Origin of the sequence: Clostridium sp. KLE 1755, assembly GCF_000466465.2 — a bacterium.
In the GTDB taxonomy this organism is placed as follows: domain Bacteria; phylum Bacillota; class Clostridia; order Lachnospirales; family Lachnospiraceae; genus Eisenbergiella; species Eisenbergiella porci.
In genome coordinates this window covers 6,419-25,732 of record NZ_KE992719.1, presented here as the reverse complement: position 1 = coordinate 25,732, position 19,314 = coordinate 6,419, and the positions used below count along the sequence as shown (strand labels likewise).

Genomic DNA, 19,314 nt, shown 5'->3' with positions numbered 1-19,314 from the left:
CGCCCGGTCCTGTCAAAAATCCCATTAAATCAATGCAGCAGGAGGCCAGAAATGATTCCCACACTAATCGCCGATGATTCCATTGCGGAACTCGATGTCATCTTATATCTGATTAAAAAATATGCCCTTCCCCTGGAGCCAGCCGTTGCCTCAGACGGCGAAGAAGCGCTTCATTACATACAGCAGTCCCCCGTGGAGCTTCTGATAACGGACATCCGCATGCCCTTTATGGACGGGCTGGCCCTGTCGGCAAAAGCGCTCGCTGTCAATCCTTATTTAAAAATTATTATAAGCAGCGGGTATCAGGATTTTTTCTATGCAAAAACCGCTATTTCCCTCGGAGTGGAGGAATATCTTCTCAAGCCGATTCAGCCCCAGGAATTTACACAGATTATTTTGAGGATTGCTGATAAACTGGAAAAAGAGAAACAAAAAAGGCAGGCTGACAACCTTCAGCTTGCTTACAGCCGGGATCAAATTACCCAGCAGCTGCTCCGCGGCGCCCTGCGGAGCGGAAAAGACGGAATGCTGCCCAGGGAGATCCGCAGCCTGATGCCTGATAAAGGGGAACTGCTGTTACTGACAGCCGAGTCCGGAAGCCTCAGCTCCCTCTTTAACCTGAAGGCTGAAATCTGTCAGCTTGCCAGCCAGTTTTTTAATTATCCCGCCCGATGTATTCCCATTGATTCCCAATTTCTTCTGCTTGCTGTGGATTTTTCAATCCCGGCGGATGAAGAATGCGGCAATGCAAAGAAAAGGGCAGATAAATTTGTGGAACGGCTTAAGAATATGTACCATCTGCCGTTTCGCGGAACTTCTTCTTCCATGCCTGCCCCGGAACAGCTTCTGCCGACGGTACAGGCCATGAAACTGTCTCTCTCCGATACGCCCCCGGAACCTTCTGAAAATAAACAGGAAATTAAAAACCTGGACTCTGCAAACGGAAAGGTACGGTTTGTCTGCGAATATATCTCCACTCATTATCAGGAGAATTTAAGCCTGGAGGCACTGGCAGAAATTTCCTATCTCCATCCTGATTATCTGTCGCGGATTTTCAAGAAAGAAACGGGAATGAACCTGAACCGCTACATAAAGACCTTCCGCCTCAATCAGGCCTGCCGCCAGCTGGAAACCACACAGCAGAAAATCACAGCCATCAGCGCCTCTGTCGGTTACCAGAACTGTGCCTACTTTATCCGTTCCTTTACGGAGCATTTCGGAATCAGCCCTGAAAAATACCGTCAGCAGCACAACCAGTTTTCCGGAGGGAAATCATTATGAGAACTTTAGACCTGTTTTTCCGATATATACGTGATATGAAGCTTAAGACAAAGCTCATCTGCATCTATATCATTGCTTCCTTTTCGGCGCTTTTCCTTCTTCTGATAGTATTGAAGGCCGCCCTGGGGAAGCAGCTTTTTTCCCATGAACAATCCATGCTGAGCAATGCGCTCAATCAAAGCATCTCCCAATTGGATGCCCAGATAAATGACACCATTAATCTTTCAAATGTAATCTATAATAATGACGATATTATAAGCGCAATCAATGTGGACTACGGGAAAGATTATTTCAAAATGTATACTGCCTACAGCAATATCATAAAACCGGAGCTATACATTTATAAATGCCTGATTCCGGAGGTTACCGATATCCTGCTTTATTCCTCCTGTGGAATTTTCCCCCACAAAAATCTGGTAAACAGTCTGTCAGATCTGGAAACAGAACCCTGGTTTCCGGAAATAAAGGATATCCATACTCCCAGCTGGATAGTAACCGGCACAAAGGAGAGCCCCAGCCTGGCATCCATACGTATGCTTCCCAAGATACCCTCCTATCCATTTGATAATTATCTGTATCTGGAAATGGATTATAAGAATTTTTTCGCCTGCACCAATTCCATCAGCCAGGACGCCTATGGTCTTGTTATCGCCGGAAAAAACAATTCCCTGATTTATCAGTACCATTCCTTCCCCGGGGATGACTTTCCTGTGAATGCACAGGAGCTGCTGACGGATTATGAAAAAACCGTAGAGGAATACGGCAGCCGCTATATTTTTCTTTCAGCGCCTGTAGAATCGGCCGGATGGACTATTTACTATTACAGTCCTATCAGCAATGTGAAAGGGACGGTAGAACGGACAATCTTTACCTCATTCTTTTTGATAGCCCTCTGTTTCACCATACTTTTCCTGCTCACCTTTTTTACCGTTAACTCTATCCTTTCCCCCCTCAGACAGCTGACCGGGGTGATAAGCAAAATTTCCCTGGCAGACATCGAGAAGCATGAGCTGCTGATTATCCCCAACCGGAATGATGAAATCGGAAAGCTGATTCACACCTTTAATTCCATGCTGAAAAGGATACGTTCTCTTATTGATGAAGCTTATGTACAGAAGCTGAAAGCAAAGGAATATCAGCTGAACGCCCTGCGCGCTCAGATTAACCCGCATTTTCTTTACAATACGCTTTCATTGATAAGCGCACGGGCTATAATAGCGGAGCAAACCGAAATCAGTGAAACAGTGCAGCTTCTGACACTTTTTTACCGGACTTCCCTGAATAAAGGGCAGGATACTACCACCATACGGAATGAACTGGAGAACATAAAGGCTTATATTTCAATCCAGCTGATTCTTACAAGCCATTCCTTCCTTGTGGAATATCAGCTGGAGGAAACTCTTCTGGAGCTGCCTATTCCCTGCCTGATACTGCAGCCCATTGTTGAAAACGCCATCGAGCATGGCCTGCGCAGCAGCCGCAGACAGCCCAGAAGGCTTATTATCGCCCTGTCAGAGGAAAAAGGAATATGCTTTATCCGGGTATGCGATAATGGCTGCGGCATTCCCCCCGATAAAATGCAGGGGCTTTTCGCCTGTGAAACAACGCATATCGGGATAAAAAACGTAAACGAAAGGCTGAAGCTTTCCTACGGAGATAATCTGGGCCTGATAATAAACAGTGAGGCGGGCAACGGTACTGAAGTCATTATCAGAATACCGCTGCAGAAAAACAGTCCTAAACCCTGAAATTATCGAAACGAAAAAGAGTGGCTGCCGGTTTTATATTTCGCCTGGCAGCCACTCTTTTCATGAAACCATATGTCACTTACACCATACCTACAGTCAACACAGCGGACAGACCATAAAAGCCCGGCGCCATCATTCAGCTTATCATTTCCGCACCAATCTCATATTTCCATTTCCCGTTCTTATATTCCGCAGTCACATCATGAAAATAATAAGCGCCGGTTCCGCTTCTGTATTTTTCCGCATTGCAGGTCACTTTTCCATTTTGGTTGGAAAGCTCCTCTATCGTTACAAGAATCCCGTTTTCTATTCCCTTTTCCCGATCAAGGATCCCCTGCGCCGCCAGTTCCTCCTGTGTGGACTGAGAACCGAATCCGCCGAAATACGTGCCTCCCAGATAAGCCAGCCCTTCTTTCTCCCCTTCGCTTAAAGAGGCAACTGACGTAAAATCAAAATAGCTTTCCGTAATACCTTCATTCAGTCCCGGATCTGTCTTCGCCAAATCCTGAAGCAGCTGCAGATAAAGCAAAAATTCCGGATTTCCCGACTCCCCGGTGAGCTTCAAAGCGGAATAAGTAAACTGCGCCGGATAGCTTTCCTCCACCGCTCCATTCCAGGTCAGCTCCACTATCATTCCCGGAACCAGCTCAGACAGCCCTATCGTTTCACCGTCCTGGTTTTCCAGGATATTTCCGTGCCCGATGCGGCAAAGCCCCGGATAGGCATTGTCCATTCCACAGGCCAGAAGTCCATCCTGTGTTACCTCGAATATTTCAAAACGGCCTTTCACTTCATCGTCACCCGCATCCGTTTCCGGTACTTTTCCCTCCTGCTCCTGCATATCCGTTCCGGGTGCCGTTTTTTCTGTTCCGTCTGCCGGTGTTTGCGTTTCTTCATTCCGGGTATTTCCGGCTTCTGTCTCTATTTTCAACGGTTCCTCCGCCGCAGTCTCTTTCCCGCTTCCCTGTCTGCCGCATGCGGTCAGCAAAAACGCCAGACTGACAAAAATAAGAACTGTTAACTTCTTTTTCCGCATATTAATTACGCCTCCATTTCCCGCATTCCCTGCAGCCGCCCTTACATCCCTCCGCCGCAGTCATCATTGTGATTCATTATCAATTGCCCATTCCTGAGAATCCGCATCCGTACTTTATTATACACGATTCCTGCCTGTTAACCAACCATTCTTTCTCTCACCGGCAAATAGTAAAAAAAAGAAATCCATCTATTTCAAAACTGAAATACGATGGATTTCCATGATAGACTGTTCTGTGTTCCCTGCCGCTTAATCAAGCGGAAAAACAATTAGTTTTCTACGGAAACGATCTCTCTCTTGTTGTAAGAGCCACAAGCCTTGCAAACTCTGTGAGGCATCATCAGTGCGCCGCATTTGCTGCACTTAACCAGTGTCGGAGCGCTCATTTTCCAGTTTGCTCTTCTCTTATCTCTTCTGGATTTAGAAGATTTATTCTTAGGACAGATAGACATTACTTACACCTCCTTGTTCTCACGAAAGATATCCATAATTGCCGCCATTCTGGGGTCCGGAACAAAGGTGTCGCAATCGCATGTCCCTTCATTCAAATCTTTCCCGCAGACACTGCAAAGTCCTTTGCAGTCCTCTTTACAGAGAATTTTCATCGGCCAGCATGTAATGATTTCATTGCTTATCAGGCTGTCTACATTCAGCTGATATCCTTCCAGGAATCCGCTTTCCTCATCCTGTTCCTCCGCATTAGCCACATCGGGCGATACGGCAGCCACAGAAGCATGAACCGCAAATTCTCTTGTTACTTCACGAAGGCACCTGTCACATTTCAACTCCACAGTCACCTCTGCATCCGCTTCAATCAACGCTCTCCCCTGACCATTGTTGGCAAGAGTAAGCATGACGGGTGTTTTCTCAAGAATCCTGAAATCCTCACCCTGAAATCGTATGCTTGTCAGCTCCAGAGGAACCTCTTTTGTAACAGACTTTTCTTCTTCTGTAAAGACATCTGTCAAATTGATTAACATAGTAGACTCCCAACGAATCCGGTCAAGCCGAATCCCATTCGCACTTCAACAATTATACATAACCATGCACATTTTGTCAACCACCAAATTTTCCTTCTATTCATCCCGTACAATACCATGTCCCAGCAGATAATTCTTCCAAAGCTGGTAGTACTTCGCTTTCAAATGTATCTGGTCAAAGGTATATTCCGTCACCAGGTCGCCGTTGGCATCGCAGACCGCATCATTTACTTCCAGATAGAAGATATCCTGATTGTTGGCCATGGCTGCCAGCGCCTCGTTCCTTTCGTTGATAGCTGCATTGTTAAACACCTTATCCGTGCGGCTCTTTTCACCGCTTACGCGCATGATGCCCTGTACGAAAATAATGGCCTCCGGCTGCAGCTGGCGTATCCGGTTCACGGTGTCGGCATAAACGGTAAAGAAGCTTTGCGTTGTTCCTCTTCCCAGCTCATTGATTCCCAGCATTATATAAATCTTCTTAAACTGCTTCTGTGACAGCGCCTCTTCAATCGTCACCTTCGTGCCATCGTCCAGCTGGGCCACCTTTTTGGGCGATTCAAATACATTATAAATCGTCAGCGAGGTCGCCGCATAGAAGGTAGCGCGATCCCGCATTCCTGCGTATTCACACAATCCCACCGTTCTGGAATCCCCAATGAACAGCGCGTCATTAAAATAATCCTCGCTCACCGTAGTGAATTCATATGTTTTATTGGTATCCTCTTCCGAAGCACCCTGCTGTTCCTGCCCCTCTGCCAGCTGTTCCTGGCTCTGTGCTCCGTTCTCCGGCGCATTTTCCGGGTTCTCAGCCTGGGAAGTCCCTACCCCTTCAGCCGGAACCTGATTTTCGGATACGCCTCCGCCGTCCGGTATCTGCATGGGAATTTCCTGCTTTATCTGCTCCGGAGCCGGTTGATTGATCAGCTTTCCGAACTTATCATACATCGGCTGCACGGAATTGCCTGATACCAGTCCGTCCCCCGCCAGGAAATTGCCGCTGACCGAATTCTGCGATACACTGCCCTGACCGTTTCCCTCAGCCTGACCTGAACCATTATCTGAAGCCTGTGTAGCCTGTGTTTCCTCAGGTTCCGGCATTTCCGCCGTGTCCGGGACATTTTCCAGGGCTTGCGTTTCCTGCAAAACACTGTTCTCAGTATCTGTTCCCGCCTCCGCCATCGTCTGGCTGGCATCGCTATTGCCGAACAGCTCCCACGGATACACGCCGTCCTTCCATCCCTGAAAAACCAGAGACAGCCCCGGCGTCATCCACCCGTCCGGCTTACTGTAGGCTGCATAGATACTGTGCTCACCTGCGTACCCGGCTCCTGTTATTACCAGCCCGCTCACAAGCAAAAGCAGAAAGAGCGGACATTTTTTCCAATTCTTCATTATTATGCCACCTTAAAATCTGAAATACATAAAAGGATTGTTAGCCGCATTCGAAAGCTGGTAAACAGCCGCCCAGAAAATCACCAGCACAAGCGCATATCCATACCATTTCCGTTTATGCCTGTTAAACCATACGGATACCGCCGGTATACAGAAGAAAATACCGCCCAGCAGCAGCCACCAGTACATGGAAAGATACTTGAACACATCCCCGGGATTCAGCGTTTCTCCCACGCCGAAGAAGGGGAACAGCCTGCCGAAATAAATGCCCAGATCCTTCAGGCTGGTCACTGCAAAAATTACCCAGGTAAGAGGGATTATAATCCACACATAAACATGGGACAGCACGCTGTGCCGGCTCAGCCACTTTCCATATATAAGCTTTTCGAGAATCACAAAAACGCCTACCGTAATGCCCCAGACAAGGAAATTCACACTTCCGCCGTGCCACAGCCCCGTCAGCAGCCAGACAACACACAGGTTCAAAACCAGCCTGGGCAGCCCTTTCCTGTTGCCTCCCATGGGAATATAGACATAGTCCCTGAACCAGCTTCCCAGCGTCATATGCCACCTTCGCCAGAAATCACTGACCGAAACAGCCATGTAAGGCTGATTGAAGTTCTTAATATAAGGCAGCCCAATCATCATGCCGATTCCCACCGCCATCAGGGAATAGCCTTCGAAGTCAAAATACAGCTGCAGGGAGTAGGTAAACGCTCCCAGCCAGGCCAGGGGCGTGGAAATACTTTCAAAACCGATGGTCTGGATATCATTCCATAAAAGTCCCAGCTTGTCCGCAAGCAGCACCTTGGCCCCCAGACCGATTACAAGCAGCCGCAGGCCCTCTTCAAACTGCTGCGGCGTACAGTGGGGTGCCTCCAGGCTGTCCTGCGCATCCCCATACCGCATGATAGGGCCGCTTGTCAGCTGCGGGAACATGCATATGTAAGAGCCGAAAATCCAGAAGGAACCGGCAGCCTCCGCCTTTCCCCGGTAAACATCCATCTGATAGGAAATCATTTTAAAGGTATAAAAACTGATTCCCAGGGGAAGGAGGATATTGCTGTCCGCAGCATTTCCAATTTTGAAAAAAGCAAGCACTCCCACATCCGTTGCCAGCGCCAGCAGAAGCCATTTCCGCTGCTTCTTATGCCGCCACCTGCTGTGCGGGCAGGGCGATTCGGTATCCGTGCGCATATTCCGCCCGATAAGGAAATTAAGCGCCGTACACGCCAGCAGCAAAAGGACAAACTGCGGCTCCCCGCAGGCATACATCAGGATACTGCCGATAAAAAGTACAATTTTTCTGTATTTTACAGGGGTGAGATAAAAAATAACCAGAAAAACAGGCAGGAACCGAAAAAGGAATTCCAGACTGCTGAATACAAGGCTATTCTCACTCATTATCTTTCCTATTTCAAATCCTGCCACATTCTCCACTCCAAACGTCATTTCTAATTCAGTATTACCGCGGCCCCAGGCCCACTGTCCCGGCATTGGACCATGCATTTGCATACCGCCCGCCATATTGATTACGACATAAAACGACCTGCCACGGCCTATTAAGCATAATACATTTTAATAGGAATGAAAAGAGAATTTTCGCGATTTTTTTAACTTAATGAAATCTTAATATTACTGTAATAATTTACAATCTGCTGCCGCAAAGCGCTTTAAAGGCTCTTCTGCGCCTCCCTGGCGGCACATACGCCGGCCTTCATTTTACTCACGTATTCCGCAAGAGCTTCCCCGGCCTGCCCTCCCTTTTCGGCGATAATTTTCACAATAGCGCTGCCCACAATAGCCCCGTCGGATAATGCTGCCATCTGCCGGGCCTGATCCGGCGTGCTGATGCCGAAGCCCACCGCGCAGGGGACATCCGTAACTTCCCGGATCTCTTTGACAATGGCGCCTAAATCCGTGGTGATTTCACTCCTTACACCGGTTACTCCCATGGAAGAGACGATGTAGAGAAAGCCTGCTGCCTGCGAAGCAATCTTCCGAATCCGTTCCTTAGAGGTAGGCGCAATCATGGAAATCAGATCCACGCCATGTGCTGTTGCCGCAGGCGCCAGCTCCCCCTTTTCTTCAAACGGAAGATCCGGAATGATGATTCCGTCCACGGAAAGCTCCCCGCATTTTTCAAAAAACCGATCATAACCATAGTGGAATACCGGGTTCAGATACGTAAGGAACACCAGCGGAATCCGGGATTTTTCCCTGACCCTGCGTACAATATCAAACACGCCGTCCGTGGTCATCCCTGCGCCGAGGGCACGGATATTGGCCTCCTGTATCACCACGCCCTCCGCCGTCGGATCGGAAAAGGGAATGCCGATTTCCACCAGATCGGCCCCTGCCTTCTCCATTTCCAGAATATATTCCACCGTTTTATCCGCATTCGGATCCCCCGCAGTAAGAAAGGCAATAAAAGCCTTTCCGTTTTGAAATGCATTTTTTATGTTACTCATAAAGCTTCCTCCCTCTGTAGCGCGCTATAGCCGCCACATCCTTATCGCCTCTGCCTGACAGACAGATAATAATATTTTCCTCCGGCCCGTACTGCCTTGCGGTTTTCATCACATGGGCAACCGCATGGGCGCTTTCTATCGCGCAGATAATCCCCTCCGTGCGCGCCAGATATTCAAAGGCCTCCACAGCCTCCTCATCGGTTATCGGCACATACTGCGCTCTTCCCGTATCGTGCAGATATGCGTGCTCCGGCCCGATCCCGGGATAATCCAGCCCTGCGGAAATGGAATAAACCGGCGCTATCTGTCCATATTCATCCTGGCAGAAATAGGATTTCATCCCGTGGAACACTCCCAGCGTCCCCTTAGCCATGGTAGCCGCATGCAGCTGTGTGTCCACGCCTTTTCCCGCGGCCTCACAGCCGATGAGCTTCACGCCCTCATCCTCGATAAAACGATAAAACATTCCCATGGCATTGCTGCCGCCGCCCACGCACGCCACAACCGCTGCCGGAAGCCTTCCTTCCTTTTCCAGAATCTGCTCCCTCGCCTCTTTGCTGATCACGCTCTGGAAATCACGCACTATAGTAGGAAAAGGATGAGGCCCCATCACGGAACCCAGCACATAATGGGTATCGGATACCCGGTTGGTCCATTCCCGCATGGTTTCATTCACCGCATCCTTCAAGGTCTGCGTTCCGCTGGTTACCGGATGCACCTTCGCGCCAAGCAGCTCCATCCGGTATACGTTCAGCGCCTGTCTGTCCGTATCCTCCTTCCCCATAAAAACCTCGCACTCCATGCCCAGCAGCGCCGCGGCCGTAGCGGTCGCCACCCCATGCTGCCCTGCTCCGGTCTCCGCGATCACCCTGGTTTTTCCCATCTTTTTGGCCATGAGCACCTGGCCCAGCACATTATTTATTTTGTGGGATCCGGTGTGGTTCAAATCCTCCCGCTTCAGATAAATCTTCGCGCCGCCCAGATCCCTGGTCATCTTTTCCGCATAGTACAGAAGGGAAGGCCTGCCGGCATATTCCTTTTGCAGACGGTCCAGCTCCTCCAGGAAATCCGGATCCTTTTTATAAAATTCATAGCATTCCTCCAGACGGATCAGTTCATTCATCAGGGTTTCTGAAATATACTGTCCTCCAAAAATACCAAAACGTCCCTTACTCATCGCAATTCTCCCTTTCTTTCCCGGCCAGCCTGACCGCTCTCATAAAATCCAGTATTTTCTGCCGGTCCTTTACCCCGGCGTTTTCCACACCGCTGCTTAAATCCAGCGCATATGGTTCAAACAGCCGCACCGCCTCCGCCGCGTTGCAGGCATTCAGCCCTCCTGCCAGGAAAAAGGGCTTTCCCAGGCTTTTTGCTTTTTCCGCTACGGACCAGTCAAAAACCTTCCCATCTCCGCAGCCGCCGTCAAGCAGCAGATAATCGGCACTGCTTTCCTTCCATGCATCCAGCTGTCTGCCATCCGTAATTCTGACGGCCTTAATCACCTTTTTCCCGCTCTCCTGCCTGATAAGCCGGATTTGCTCCTCCGTTTCCTGTCCGTGAAGCTGAACCGCTTCAATGGTTCCATCACGCAGGAGCCTGAGTATCTCCTCCGGCTTTTGATTCACAAAAACACCCACCGGGCATATTTCCCTTCGAAGGAGTCTCCGAAGGGCGGCCGCCTGGGACGGCTCCACCTGTCTGCGGCTTTTTGCGAAGACGAAGCCCACATAATCGGGACATGCCTCATTCACATAGAAGATATCCTCTGTCCGGCTCAGTCCGCAGATTTTAACCTTCGTCCTTCTTTCCGCCGGCTTCTCTTCTTCTTGAAAAGCCGCCGGTATCAGTGGGCTCACAGCCTGCCGCGCAGTCTTTCCAGTTCTCTGCGCTTGTCAGGGCTGCGCATCAGCGTCTCCCCAATTAAAACTGCGTTTGTGCCGTTTTCTTCCAGTATCCGGATATCCTCCGCCGTCTTCATTCCGCTTTCGGAAACGAACAGAATTTCTTTTGGAACCAGCTCCCGCAGCCGCACCGAATTGCTGATATCCACCTGAAAGGTTTTTAAATCCCGGTTGTTCACTCCGATAATCCTCGCGCCGCACTCCAGCCCCTTTTTTACCTCATCCCTGTCATGCGCCTCCACCAGCGCCGACATTCCCAGGCTGTCCGCCAGCATGAGATACCGCTTCAGTTCCTCCTCCCGCAGAAGCGAGCAAATCAGCAGGACTGCCGACGCCCCCAGCAGCCTGGCCTCATATATCATGTATTCATCTAAGGTAAAATCCTTCCGCAGTACCGGAATATGGATCTTAGTTGCAATCTCCTGCAGATACCTGTCGCTTCCCATGAAAAAATCAGGCTCCGTCAGGACGGAAACAGCGGCAGCCCCCGCCTTTTCATATTCCCCTGCAATCTGAAGATAGGGGAAATCAGGCGCAATAAGCCCTTTTGACGGAGACGCTTTTTTCACCTCACAGATGAAAGAAAGCTCCTGCCCGGCAATGGCTTTTTCAAAAGGAAAGCCCGTAACAGCCGGAAGCTTCTCCGCTTCCTCCTGCAGTCTGTATAAAGGGACCCTTTTCCTGCGCTCCGCTACCCGTTCTCTTGTTTTATCCGCTATGGTTTCCAATATCATACCCAATCCTCCTAGCTTCTGGAGCAGGCGGCAAACTCCTCCAGCTTCCGCTTCGCTTTTCCGCTGTCGATGATTTCCTCCGCCATTCTCACGCCCTCCTCCATGCTTTCCGCCCTGCCCGCAATATACAGGGCGGCGCCTGAATTCAGTACCACCGCATCTCTTCTGGGGCCTTTTTCCCCGTCCAGGATCTTTAAGGTAATCTCCGCGTTTTCCTCCGGCGTCCCGCCTTCCAGCTCCTTCTTATCACATTTGTGAAAGCCAAACTGTTCCGGTTCGATGTAGTAGGTTTTATAGCTGCCATCCTTTACCTCACAGACAAAGGTTTCCGCGCTCATGGATATTTCATCCAGCTTATCCATCCCATACACTACCATCGCGCTCTTTACGCCAAGATTTACAAGCACTCTTGCCAGCGGTTCCACCAGCTCCTTATCATACACGCCCATAACCTCCATGTTCGCTCCCGCCGGATTGGCCAGAGGACCCAGGATATTGAATACGGTACGGATTCCCAGCTCCTTACGCACCGGCCCCACATAACGCATGGCCGTATGGTATTTCTGGGCAAACAGGAAACAGATTCCGATTTCCTTCAGCAGCTCCGCGCTTTTGGCCGGGGCTATGGTAATGTCCACGCCCAGCGCCTCCAGCACATCCGCAGCGCCGCATTTGCTGGAAGCGGCCCGGTTGCCATGCTTTGCCACAGGTACGCCGCCGGCCGCGATCACCAGGGCGGAGGTGGTGGAAATGTTGAAGGAATTGGAACGATCCCCTCCGGTCCCCACGATTTCCAGCACATCCATATCATTCAGAAGCCGGACACAATGATTTCTCATCTCCTCCGCCGAGCCTGTGATTTCCTCAATGGTTTCCCCTTTCATGGAAAGCGCTGTCAGATATGCGCTTTTCTGGATGTCGCTGGCCTCTCCGCACATGATCTCATTCATAACCGTTTTGGCTGTTTCATATCCGATATCTTCTCCGTTTGCCAGTGTGGCAATTGCTTCTCTAATCATTTCTGTATTCCTTTCTGTTATATTATATATTACTGGTTTCCTCCGCCCGGATGGCCTTAAAAGACCTGCAGCAGATTTTTAATTATTGTTATTCCGGCGGGCGTCAGCACCGATTCCGGATGAAACTGGACACCATATACAGGATATTCCCGGTGTTCCACGGCCATCACTTCCCCGTCTGCCGTTCTGGCAGTTATCCGAAGCTCCTCCGGTATGCTCTCCGGCTCCGCCCCCAGCGAATGATACCTGGCAACCTGTATGGAGCCGCCCATCCCCCGGAAAAGGCGGCTTTCCTCTTCCAGAAAGGCTTCCGAGGTCTTTCCGTGCATCAGCTGTTTTGCATATCCGATTTTCGCGCCAAAGGCCTCACAGATGGCCTGATGGCCCAGGCAAACCCCAAACAGCGGTATTCTGCCGGAAAGCTTTCTGACCACCTCTTCACACACACCGGCCCGGGAGGGCTTCCCAGGGCCGGGGGAGAGAACAATCAGTTCCGGCCCCATGGCCTCAATTTCCTCTACGGTCCTCTCATCATTGCGGATAACCCGGATATCCGGATTTACTGAGCCAATCAGCTGATACAGGTTATAGGAAAAGCTGTCATAATTATCAATCAGCAGTATCATCTGTCAATCCCTCCTTCCGCCATCTCAAGCGCAGTCATCACTGCCTTTGCCTTGTTAATGCATTCCTGATATTCCTTTTCCGGCTCGCTGTCCGCCACAATGCCGGCGCCAGAGCGGATGAATACCTTTCCGTTTTTTGCATAGGCCAGGCGGATGGCGATGCAGGTATCCATATTCCCGGTAAAGCCCAGATAACCAATGGCGCCGCCGTAGATCCCCCTCTTATTATCTTCCAGTTCATTAATGATTTCACAGGCCCGCAGCTTGGGCGCTCCGGAAAGCGTTCCCGCAGGCAGGATGGCATCCACTGCATCCAGCGCGTCTTTATCCTCCCGAAGGCTTCCTGAAACCGTGGATCCGATGTGCATCACATGGGAATAACGCTGGATGCTCATGTATTTTTCTACCTTAACCGTTCCTATGCCTGCGATCCTGCCGATATCATTTCTCCCCAAATCCACCAGCATATTGTGCTCCGCACATTCCTTTTCATCTGTCAGAAGCTCTCTTTCCAGCCGTTCATCCTCTTCCCTGTCCGCCCCTCTCGGCCTCGTTCCGGCCAATGGGAAGGTATAAAGCGTCCCGTCCTCCAGCTTTACCAGAGTCTCCGGGGAGGCGCCCGCTATTTCCATGCTGTCTCCGGAAAAATAGAACATATACGGCGAAGGATTCACAGTACGCAGTATCCTGTAGGTATCAAACAGGCTCCCTTCCATATCCGCCTCCAGCCGGTTGGAGAGCACCACCTGGAAAATATCTCCCTCCCTGATATAATGCTTTGCCCTTTCCACCATGCCGCAGTATTCTTCCTTTTCAAAGAGCGGCCGGAAACCGGAATGAAGCCTCAGCGGAGGGATCAGTGCTTTCCGTCCTCTTCGGATCAGCTCCTCCATGTTCCTCAGTTCCTCCATGGCTTTATTGTAAGTGTGATCCAAATCATCTGTTTTCGCATTGGCTATGAGAATGATTTTCTGCCGGTAATTGTCAAAAGCGATTACTTTATCAAAAAGCATCAGATCCACATCCTGGAATCCTTCCGTATCCGTGGCATCCAGCACAAGGCCCGGTTCACTGTACTTAATGTAATCGTAGGAAAAATATCCCACCAGGCCGCCTGTAAACGGAGGAAGCCCCTCCACCGCCGGACTTGCGTTCTCCGACAGCAGCTGACGGATGCACTCCCCGGGACCTCCCTCCGCCCGGATGGTGTGGAGTGCGTTTTTTATCTGTACCGAACCGTTGCGGCAGGTAATTTCCAGCGCCGGTTCATATCCAAGGAAGGTATATCTGCCCCACCGCTTATTATCCTCTGCGCTTTCCAACATGTAGCAATGCCTGCTGATATTTTTCAGAATCCGCATCACCTCTGTGGGAGTTATTGCATCCGCATAAAGCTCTCTGGTCAGCGGCACCAGCCCGTAATCTCCCTCCTGCGCTATTCTTTTCGCCTGTTCCAGGGTCATCTGTTCCATTTTATACCTCCTGCTCCCTGCCCGGACGGTGCGCTCCGGCAAAGCCTTCGCAATACAAAAAACCCGTCCAAGACAGAATCCTCATAAAAGTTTTCTGTCAAGGACGGGTGAATAAACTGCTCCCGCGGTGCCACCTTGATTCACGCAAATAGATAAACTGCGCGCTCTCGCCGGATACTATCATATCCGCGGCAACTGACGTATGCCTCACGTCACGGCTACTGGGCCAGCCTCTGCGGCTGCCTTCACCATGCCCTCCGTGGTCCATTTAACAGGCTGCGTCCTGTCCGTTCTCAGCATTCCGGACTCTCTGTAAGTGCACGATCTGTTTTTATCTCCACATCATCGGTTTTCAAAATATTATTAAGTTGTTTCATGTTTTATTTTATTGCATTATAACGCTAAAGTTTCATAAAAGCAAGCAAAAATTTTAAGATTTTACAATTTCAGCGGTTTCCCTGGCAATCGCCAGTTCTTCGTTGGTGGGGATTACCAGTACCTTAGTGCCGCTTCCGGGCCTGGAAATTATGATTTCCTCGCCTCGTTTATGGTTTGCTTCCTCGTCTAGGGTTATCCCCAGGTAGGACAGGCTTGCGCATACCATATCCCGGATGATAGGGCTGTTTTCTCCCAGCCCTGCGGTAAAGCAGATGGCGTCTGCGCCGTCCATTTCCGCGACATACGCGCCGATGTATTTGATAACTCTCTGGGAAAAAGCTTTTAAAGCACGGGCTGCGTCTTCATTTCCTTCCAGGTAAGCGTCCTCCAGGTCACGGAAATCGGAGGAGAAGCCGTTGGAAAGGCCGTACACGCCCGATTCCTTGTTCAGGATATTCATGATTTCATCGATGCTTTTGCCTTCTTTATGGGCGATGAATTCGATGATGGCGGGATCGATGTCGCCGCTTCTGGTGCCCATAACCAGGCCTTCCAGAGGGGTAAGGCCCATGGAGGTATCGATGCACTTTCCGTATTTCACTGCGGATACGGAAGCGCCGTTGCCCAGATGGCATACGATGGTTTTCAGGCTTTCAACGGGCTGCCCCAGCACAGCCGCCGCTCTTTTGGAAACATAAGCGTGGCTTGTGCCGTGGAAACCATATCTCCTAATTTTGTAATCCTGGTAATAACGGTAAGGAATGGCATACATATAGGCTTCTTCCGGCATCGTCTGATGGAAGGCTGTATCGAATACGCCCACCATGGGAGTTCCCGGCATCAGCGCCTCACAGGCCTCAATGCCGATTAAGTTGGCCGGATTATGAAGCGGCGCAAGCTCACAGCAGTCCTGGATCGCTTTTTTTACTTCCTCCGTAATCAGGGTAGCTTTTGAAAAATGCTCCCCGCCGTGTACCAGGCGGTGTCCTACGGCGCCAATTTCATCAAGGCTTTTTACCACGCCCGTTTTTTCATCCGTCAGGGCCTTCAGCACAAGGCTGACCGCTTCCTTATGATCCCTCATGGGAGCTTCCGTAATCTGCTTTTCTCCTCCCGCAGGAGTATAAACCAGCCGGCTTCCTTCGATAGCAATTCTTTCACACAGTCCCTTTGCAATCAGCTTTTCACTTTCCGAATCTATCAGCTGGAACTTCAGGGATGAACTTCCGCAGTTAATTACTAAAATATTCATTGAACAACACCTTTTCCCTTTTCTTTTATCACAGGCCGTGGTTAATAAGGAGCTCTACAGCTGCCATGCCTTTTTAAACAAGCTGTGCCTGTACCGCCGTCAGCGCAACAACACCTACGATATCCTCCCAGGAACAGCCTCTGGACAGATCGTTGACGGGTCTTGCAATTCCCTGAAGCATGGGGCCGTAGGCTTCCGCCCTGCCCAGCCGCTGAACCAGCTTATAGCCGATGTTGCCCGCATCCAGGTTGGGGAAAATAAGCACATTTGCCTTGCCGGCCACATCGCTGTCGGGAGCCTTGGATTTGGCCACCTTGGGAACCAGCGCGGCATCTGTCTGCAATTCTCCGTCCAGCGTCAGGTTCGGATATTCCTCATGGGCAATTTCCACTGCCTTAACCACCTTGTCAACCAGCGCATGGTGTGCGCTTCCCTTGGTGGAATGAGAAAGCATGGCAATAATGGGCTTTGCGCCGATGAGCTGCTTAAAGCTCTTTGCGCTTGTATCGGCGATGGCAGCCAGTTCTTCCGAGGTGGGATCCTGATTCAGACCGCAGTCTGCAAAAAGGAAGGTGCCGTGCTCGCCATACTCACAATCCGGCACATCCAGGATAAAGAATGCGGAAACCAGCTTCACGCCGGGAGCTGTACGGAGTATCTGCAGGGAGGGCCTGAGCACGTCCGCAGTGGCATGGCACGCACCGGCAACCATTCCATCCGCATCATTGGCCTTTACCATAACCACACCGAAGGTCAGAGGATCGCTCAGAAGGATCTCCCTTGCCTTTTCCATGGTCATTCCCTTTGCTTTTCTTGTTTCGTAAAGGATCTCCACATACTCATCCAGCTTGTCTGTCTTGTTGGGATCAATCACCGTAACCCCGGTCAGATCCACTTCCAGCCAGCCGGCGCCGTCCATAATCTTCTCTTCATTGCCCACCATAATAATGTTGGCAATTCCCTCCTGCAGCACATGCGCGGCTGCAATCAGCGTTCTTTTGTCATTTGTTTCAGGCATTACAATTGTTTTTCTGTCAGACCTAGCCTTCTCTTTAATCGTATCAATATAAGACATACCCAAAAAACTCCTTTCTATTCCACTTCTTCCAATTTTTGTCGTCCACTTTTCGTCTAGCTAAATTATACAGAATTCTTTTTTTGTATACAAGGCTATTTTCCTGATTTTATTGTACAAAATCTTGCACATTTCACCAATGGGCATAAATTGTTCGTGAATTGTTACTGTTCACACAGTACTGTGCCTTTACTGCACAGTACGTAAGAAAGTGATTCAAGAGTGCATAAATCCCATTGCCGCAGGCAATTTTAAATGGATTTATGCAGTTACTGGCCACGGAGTGTACAGTAGCCATGAATTTGTACAAAAGCAAGAGCCGAAGCTCACGCTATTGTCCCGCCCGCCAAAACATGATATGCTTTTTGTGATTAGGAGTAACTGTTCAGCCCCTCACAGTTACGCTTGGGAAATAAAAAATAACTGCGGAAAGCCCGAACAGCATTAACAATCAGACCTATGGAGGAAAAATAACCGATATGAAGGTCACAGGAATTATAGCCGAATATAACCCCTTCCACAAAGGACACGAATACCAGATAAAAAAAGCCCGCGAACTGACAGACGCCGATTACGTAATAGTAGTGATGAGCGGAGATTTCACACAACGGGGCGCCCCGGCTTTACTTGATAAATACACCAGAGCCAGAATGGCCCTGGCCTGCGGCGCGGATTTGGTACTGGAGCTTCCGGTACGATATGCCTGTGCAAGCGCAGAATTTTTTGCAGGCGGAGCCGTCTCCGTCCTGGACGGCCTGCGCGTTGTGGATTATCTGTGCTTTGGAAGCGAATCCGGAGATACTGAAAAAATCGCCGCATCCGCCCATGCCCTCCTCTCCGCCGAAAAAGACGATGAATACCGCCGACGCATCAGACAAAACCAAAAAGAAGGCCTCTCCTACCCCGCCGCCAGGGCCAAAGCCCTTAATTTAAGCGACGAAACCGACACCCAATACTGGACCCTCCCGAACAATATCCTCGGAATTGAATACTGCAAAGCCCTGACCCTCTCCCAAAGCAAAATACGCCCCCTCACAATCCTCCGCCAGGGCTCCGCCTACCACGAAGAAAACCTCTCGGCCGCCCACTGCAGCCAGGAAAGCTTCAGCTCTGCCACCGCCATCAGAAAAGCCCTTCTGGAAGGAACCGGCTTCCACACCGTCAAAGCCTCCCTCCCGGAACAAACCTGGCCAATCTGGGAAACACACCTGAACCAACAAGGCCTTCTCTCAGAACAGGATTTTTCCCTCCTCATCCACTACCGCCTTCTGATGGAGGCTCAAAACGGCTACCAGAAATACGCAGACATCACCCCGGACCTCTCCGACAAGCTGAAGAAAAACCTGAATAACTACACCGACTGGAAAAGCTTCTGCCAGCTCCTCAACACCAAAGACCTCACTTATGCCCGCGCCAGCCGCTGCCTCACCCACATACTCCTGAACCTCACCCAGGAAAACCAGGACGCCGGAAAAAGCACCCGCTTCCCCTCCTACGCCCGCCCCCTGGCCTTCACCAAAAAAGCCGCCCCTCTCCTGAACGCCATAAAAAACAACGCCAAAATCCCCTACCTGCCCAAACTATCCGCCGCCTCATTCCTCCTCACCCCCTTCACCACCCAAATGCTCCAGGAAGACATCCAGGCCTCCCACATTTACCAAACCGTCCTCTGCCAAAAATACCACATTCCCTTCACCAACGAATACCAACGCCAACTCCCCATAACCTGCCCCCTTCCCTAACGGCCTGTCTGACGAACACAGCCAACGCAGTTGCTGCGTGAGGAGTTTTGGCCGCGTTGGCAGAATTCCGGCAGTCCGGGACAGTCAGGAACACCCCGTTTTTGAAACTAGATCAAAAAATACCCCTGCCACAGCCCGGAGAAGGGAACAGGACTCCGGACGGACAGGGGCGGGAACCGGGGCGGATGCAGTTATCCTCCCGGC

General features: G+C 50.4%; 17 protein-coding genes. 3 read left to right on the top strand and 14 right to left on the bottom strand.

Features of this window, described 5'->3' with window-relative positions; all coding sequences use genetic code 11:
• The first annotated feature begins 51 nt into the window (after nt 1-51).
• Together HMPREF1548_RS15475 and HMPREF1548_RS15470 are read left to right on the top strand one after the other, a co-directional pair.
• Nucleotides 52-1,281: a response regulator transcription factor gene (locus tag HMPREF1548_RS15475; RefSeq protein WP_021637228.1), complete on the top strand. Its 1,230-nt coding sequence runs from the start codon at nt 52-54 to the stop codon at nt 1,279-1,281.
• A complete protein-coding gene (locus HMPREF1548_RS15470) occupies nt 1,278-3,029 on the top strand; it encodes a sensor histidine kinase (RefSeq protein ID WP_021637227.1) in 1,752 nt (583 codons plus the stop codon). Before HMPREF1548_RS15475 ends, HMPREF1548_RS15470 begins: the two co-directional genes overlap by 4 nt.
• A gap of 136 nt (nt 3,030-3,165) precedes the next feature.
• Here the strand turns inward: HMPREF1548_RS15470 and HMPREF1548_RS15465 are convergent, their stop codons facing one another.
• The 14 genes from HMPREF1548_RS15465 to pta all read right to left on the bottom strand — a co-directional run bounded on the left by HMPREF1548_RS15465 (nt 3,166) and on the right by pta (nt 17,368).
• Entirely contained in the window at nt 3,166-4,065 is a 900-nt protein-coding gene (locus HMPREF1548_RS15465; protein ID WP_021637226.1) for a hypothetical protein, read from the bottom strand.
• A gap of 269 nt (nt 4,066-4,334) precedes the next feature.
• Entirely contained in the window at nt 4,335-4,517 is a 183-nt protein-coding gene (gene rpmF / locus HMPREF1548_RS29040; RefSeq protein ID WP_081745460.1) for a 50S ribosomal protein L32, read from the bottom strand.
• A 3-nt stretch (nt 4,518-4,520) separates the two neighbouring features.
• Entirely contained in the window at nt 4,521-5,045 is a 525-nt protein-coding gene (locus tag HMPREF1548_RS15460; protein ID WP_021637224.1) for a YceD family protein, read from the bottom strand.
• A gap of 96 nt (nt 5,046-5,141) precedes the next feature.
• Nucleotides 5,142-6,440 carry a GDSL-type esterase/lipase family protein gene (locus HMPREF1548_RS15455; protein WP_021637223.1) on the bottom strand — a complete coding sequence of 433 codons (1,299 nt, stop codon included), beginning with the start codon at nt 6,438-6,440 and terminating at the stop codon, nt 5,142-5,144.
• A gap of 12 nt (nt 6,441-6,452) precedes the next feature.
• Nucleotides 6,453-7,844, bottom strand: a complete 1,392-nt coding sequence (locus tag HMPREF1548_RS15450; RefSeq protein ID WP_035322365.1) for an MBOAT family O-acyltransferase — start codon at nt 7,842-7,844, stop codon at nt 6,453-6,455.
• 269 nt (nt 7,845-8,113) lie between these two features.
• Nucleotides 8,114-8,911, bottom strand: a complete 798-nt coding sequence (gene trpA / locus HMPREF1548_RS15445; RefSeq protein ID WP_021637221.1) for a tryptophan synthase subunit alpha — start codon at nt 8,909-8,911, stop codon at nt 8,114-8,116.
• The gene (gene trpB, locus HMPREF1548_RS15440; protein ID WP_021637220.1) at nt 8,904-10,088 is read right to left on the bottom strand and encodes a tryptophan synthase subunit beta; all 1,185 of its coding nucleotides are present in this window, start codon (nt 10,086-10,088) and stop codon (nt 8,904-8,906) included. The genes trpA and trpB overlap by 8 nt, the downstream gene beginning before the upstream one ends.
• Entirely contained in the window at nt 10,081-10,767 is a 687-nt protein-coding gene (locus HMPREF1548_RS15435; RefSeq protein ID WP_021637219.1) for a phosphoribosylanthranilate isomerase, read from the bottom strand. The genes trpB and HMPREF1548_RS15435 overlap by 8 nt, the downstream gene beginning before the upstream one ends.
• A complete protein-coding gene (gene trpC, locus HMPREF1548_RS15430) occupies nt 10,764-11,546 on the bottom strand; it encodes an indole-3-glycerol phosphate synthase TrpC (protein ID WP_021637218.1) in 783 nt (260 codons plus the stop codon). Before trpC ends, HMPREF1548_RS15435 begins: the two co-directional genes overlap by 4 nt.
• Nucleotides 11,547-11,557: 11 nt before the next feature.
• Nucleotides 11,558-12,565 (bottom strand): anthranilate phosphoribosyltransferase, encoded by a 1,008-nt coding sequence (gene trpD, locus HMPREF1548_RS15425; RefSeq protein WP_021637217.1) that lies wholly within the window; start codon nt 12,563-12,565, stop codon nt 11,558-11,560.
• Between the two features lie 56 nt (nt 12,566-12,621).
• Entirely contained in the window at nt 12,622-13,191 is a 570-nt protein-coding gene (locus tag HMPREF1548_RS15420) for an anthranilate synthase component II (RefSeq protein WP_021637216.1), read from the bottom strand.
• On the bottom strand, nt 13,188-14,663 hold the full coding sequence (gene trpE / locus HMPREF1548_RS15415) for an anthranilate synthase component I (RefSeq protein WP_021637215.1): 1,476 nt from the start codon (nt 14,661-14,663) through the stop codon (nt 13,188-13,190). Before trpE ends, HMPREF1548_RS15420 begins: the two co-directional genes overlap by 4 nt.
• Before the next feature lie 430 nt (nt 14,664-15,093).
• Nucleotides 15,094-16,293 carry an acetate/propionate family kinase gene (locus HMPREF1548_RS15410; protein ID WP_021637214.1) on the bottom strand — a complete coding sequence of 400 codons (1,200 nt, stop codon included), beginning with the start codon at nt 16,291-16,293 and terminating at the stop codon, nt 15,094-15,096.
• Nucleotides 16,294-16,366: 73 nt separating this feature from the next.
• A complete protein-coding gene (gene pta, locus HMPREF1548_RS15405) occupies nt 16,367-17,368 on the bottom strand; it encodes a phosphate acetyltransferase (protein ID WP_021637213.1) in 1,002 nt (333 codons plus the stop codon).
• A gap of 479 nt (nt 17,369-17,847) precedes the next feature.
• Here pta and HMPREF1548_RS15400 point away from each other — a divergent pair, with 479 nt between their 5' ends.
• Entirely contained in the window at nt 17,848-19,110 is a 1,263-nt protein-coding gene (locus HMPREF1548_RS15400) for a nucleotidyltransferase (RefSeq protein WP_021637211.1), read from the top strand.
• Nucleotides 19,111-19,314: the final 204 nt, after the last annotated feature.